4 protein-coding genes are annotated in these 3,374 nt (G+C 65.6%); 3 read left to right on the top strand and 1 reads right to left on the bottom strand.

The annotated features are described in order from the left end of the window. On the bottom strand, positions 1–809 hold an 809-nt coding region (locus RMO12_RS14800), incomplete at its 3' end, for a catalase (RefSeq protein WP_309639863.1). Between the two features lie 19 nt (positions 810–828). On the opposite strand from RMO12_RS14800, the gene RMO12_RS14795 reads away from it, so the two are divergent. The 3 genes from RMO12_RS14795 to RMO12_RS14785 all read left to right on the top strand — a co-directional run bounded on the left by RMO12_RS14795 (position 829) and on the right by RMO12_RS14785 (position 3,063). Beyond that, the gene (locus RMO12_RS14795; RefSeq protein ID WP_309639862.1) at positions 829–1,446 is read left to right on the top strand and encodes a molybdopterin-dependent oxidoreductase; all 618 of its coding nucleotides are present in this window, start codon (positions 829–831) and stop codon (positions 1,444–1,446) included. 1,027 nt (positions 1,447–2,473) lie between these two features. Then, a complete protein-coding gene (locus RMO12_RS14790) occupies positions 2,474–2,617 on the top strand; it encodes a hypothetical protein (RefSeq protein WP_309639861.1) in 144 nt (47 codons plus the stop codon). Positions 2,618–2,787: 170 nt separating this feature from the next. Beyond that, positions 2,788–3,063, top strand: coding sequence for a hypothetical protein (locus RMO12_RS14785; RefSeq protein WP_309639860.1), 276 nt, complete (start codon positions 2,788–2,790; stop codon positions 3,061–3,063). Positions 3,064–3,374 lie beyond the last annotated feature (311 nt).

Raw genomic sequence — 3,374 nt, 5'->3', positions numbered from 1 at the left:
GTCTCGTCCCAGACCGTCGACTGCAGGCCCAACTTCGGGCGCCAGTGGAACTTGACGAACGTCGATTTGCCGGCTGCATCGATCAGGCGAAAGCTGTGGATGCCGAAGCCCTCCATCATCCGCAGCGACCGGGGCAGCGTGCGGTCGGACATGATCCACATCACCATGTGCATCGACTCGGGGGTCAGCGAGATGTAGTCCCAGAAGCTGTCGTGCGCCGTGGCCGCCTGCGGGAAGCCGCGGTCGGGCTCCATCTTCACTGCATGGATCAGATCGGGGAACTTGATCGCGTCCTGGATGAAGAACACCGGGATGTTGTTGCCCACCAGATCCCAGTTGCCCTGCTGCGTATACAGCTTGACGGAGAAGCCGCGCACGTCGCGCGGCGTGTCGGGCGATCCGGCGCCGCCGGCCACGGTCGAGAAGCGCGTGAACAGCGGCGTGCGCTGGCCGACCTCACAAAGAACATTGGCCGTCGTGTAGTCGGCCAGCGATTCGGTCAGCTCGAAGTAGCCGTGCGCCGCGCTGCCGCGGGCGTGGACGATGCGCTCCGGTATGCGCTCGTGGTCGAAGTGGTGAATCTTCTCGCGCAGGATGAAGTCTTCGATCAGCGTCGGGCCGCGGGGATTGGCCCGCAGCGAGTTCTGATTATCGGAAATGGCGAGACCCTGGTTGGTCGTCAAGGTGGCGTGGTCGCCGCCCAGCGGCTGATGCAAGTCGCCCGAGGCCGTCAGCTCGGCGGCTTCGTAAGGCCGTGGCGGCGTCGTCGAACTGTCTCTGCGTGTAGGCGCGATTTTCTTGATAGCCATCGGATGCCTCTCTTGAAAAATGATCGATTTGCACGAAGGGAAAAATCCAGAAAGCAGAGAGGGCAAGACGCGATCCCGGCGCCCGACAGCTTGCATGGCCAGCCACATTGCAAGGCTTCGACCTCCAACAAGGCAGGCCGCGCTGCTCGAGCGTGCCGGGATCGCGAGCGGGGCGACGGAAGTCATCCTCGAGGGTTCCGATCAAGGGACCATCGACGACGAGCCCAAGTCGCCGGGAGCGATCAGCTTCGCGCGCAGCCTTCCACTTGCCAAAGTCCGCGCTGACGAGGTGACGCTGGTCTGGAAAAAGAATGGCGCCGAGCTAACGCCCGAGCAGGGCTTTCCGGTCAGAGCCATCCCATCGTGCACGGCTGCTCGCCCGACATGGAGCGAACGCGTCACGCCTGGTTCGACCTACCGGGTCGCGGGCGCAGCGTGGGCGGGCGAGAGCGAGAGAGCGAAGTCAGCAGCGACGCGGGCCGGACGTGGCAGGGGTGCCAAGCTGCTCGGCGCGTCGATTCCATTTGCATGGCGCCTGTGCGAATTTTCATTGGGACGTACCGGCCGCGACGGGCCGAAAGTCGCGGATGGTGCGCGCGACCGACCGCAGCGGCTGTGTGCAGCCCGACCATCATGACAAGGACAAACGCAGCTATCTCATCAACCACGTCGTACCGATCGAAGTCATTGTGGGCTAGCGGTTCGGCCGATCGATCCAACCGGCTTGCTAGCGGTTCATGCAATTTCTGCTGCACGACTTGCCGGCGCGACCAAGGTCGCCACCACGCCATCGAGCTTCCTTGGCGTCAGCGCGCGAGCACGAACTGGCCAGTGTCTTGAAGATCCCCCCACCAGTCCCCCTTGTGATTCGACGGGGGCGCAGCTGGTGGGAGCGCGGTGGGACGACTGGCGCACGCGCTGCCACCACAGCGGGCGGCGCAGCACCGCGAAGCCGACCGCCAGGTCACGAGCAGCGGCGGCCCTGCGGCCGACGTGACACCAAGCGCAGCGACTGACGCGGCGGTCGAGCCGGTGCGAGCACAGCAATGCCTCAGCGGCCCGAGCATCGGGCGTGGCGGGTGACCGGGGTGACGATCTGGCCGGCGTGCAGCGAACGAAGCGAAGCGGCGGCGTGAGCGGAACGCCGGTCAGTTCGTCAAGCGGGCTCGTTCACGCGCAGCGTGAAGGAACCAAGGCCCGCGATCCCCGAGCACGGGAACGGGCCGCTGTCGACGGACTGCCCGCGCCGCGGGCCTGACCTGGCTGTTCAGCCTCGCGATGAAGGCGCAGCCTTGATCGCTGCATTGGCGAGCGCACCGGCAAGGCCCCCAAGGGCCGCAGGCCGGCGACACCCTGCGCGCCAACGAGCGCGGACGGTGACGGCGAGCCCGCGTAAGGGATGGCTGCCCGTCAGGGGCGAGACGATGGGCCTTTGACAGCGGCTCGACGCGCAGCGCAACAGCCCGGCCCCGCAAGGCGGGGACACGCCCACTGCACCGCTGTGATCGGCTTGAACTCCAGAGGCGACCAGCGTCACGCCAATCGCAAGAGCGAAGCGCCGAACGACAACCATCGCTGTCGGCAGCGTTTTCCAGGACGCGCGCGAAGTCCAGACGAAGTTCAGCAAGAGCTTCACGACCTACTTCTTCAATGTCGGCAGCGAGGTGCGCCAGATCGTCGATGCCTGGGTCACCTATCTGCGGCAGGAGAAGCTATGGGGCAATGACGACCCGTTGTTCCCTGCGACGCTCGTGGAACTGAGCGCGGCGCAGCAGTTTGAAGCCGTGGGCCTGGCGCGAAAGCACTAGGGCACGGCACCACCGATCCGTGCGATCTTCCGGCGCGCATTCGAGTCCAGGGCTGCCGTACTTCAACCCTCACAGCTTCAGGACCACGCTCGTCCAGCTTGGGCAGACCCTTTGCCGGGGCGCCGAGCAATTCAAGGCATGGAGCCAGAACCTCCGGCCACGAGGGCGTGTTGACCACGTTCTTGAGCTATGGCGCCGTCGCACCGCGCCGGCAGGGCCAGATCATCCAGACGCTGACGATGGCCGATGCCCAGCCGCGGGGTGAAGCGGAAGCAGTGACGCAGGCGGTACTGCAAGCCATGCGTGGCGCTGGCTTGCTCGGCGGTCAAGGCTGGCGGATGCACCTGGCCACTGGGCATCACCGCGAGAGTTTGGTGAATGCGCGGGGTCAGCCAAAGGAACGACAGGTCTCGGCTGGAGAGCAGCCGCTTTTCTGTGCCGTCTGACGGGCGGCACCCGGCCCAAAGCGGCACTTCCCCCTAGCGCAAGCAGACACTCAACCTAGTTTGTTCGACACGCTGACGTCGGCGCCTACCGACGGGCATCAGCCCAGCACTCGGCATCGGGCGCGACGGCGCCATTGCGTGGAGGGGCGAGTGATGTCGCTGACGTCTTGGGTGAACACCTCTACAGCAACAAAAGAATGGCGATTGGCCGGCCTCCGACACCGCGAGCGTGAGGCCCTCGCTTGCCATTCCAGTCACCCAGGAAGCTTCGAGGCAGCTCGCCTGCGCGCGACTCGCAGAAGGCGTACAAG

Source organism: Methylibium sp. (genome assembly GCF_031393925.1).
Classification (GTDB): domain Bacteria; phylum Pseudomonadota; class Gammaproteobacteria; order Burkholderiales; family Burkholderiaceae_C; genus Methylibium.
This window is presented reverse-complemented; position numbering and strand designations above follow the sequence as displayed.

Excerpts from the sequence above, each read along its gene's own strand:
- RMO12_RS14795 (WP_309639862.1), top strand. The coding sequence starts at position 829 with ATGATCGATTTGCACGAAGGGAAAAATCCAGAAAGCAGAGAGGGCAAG.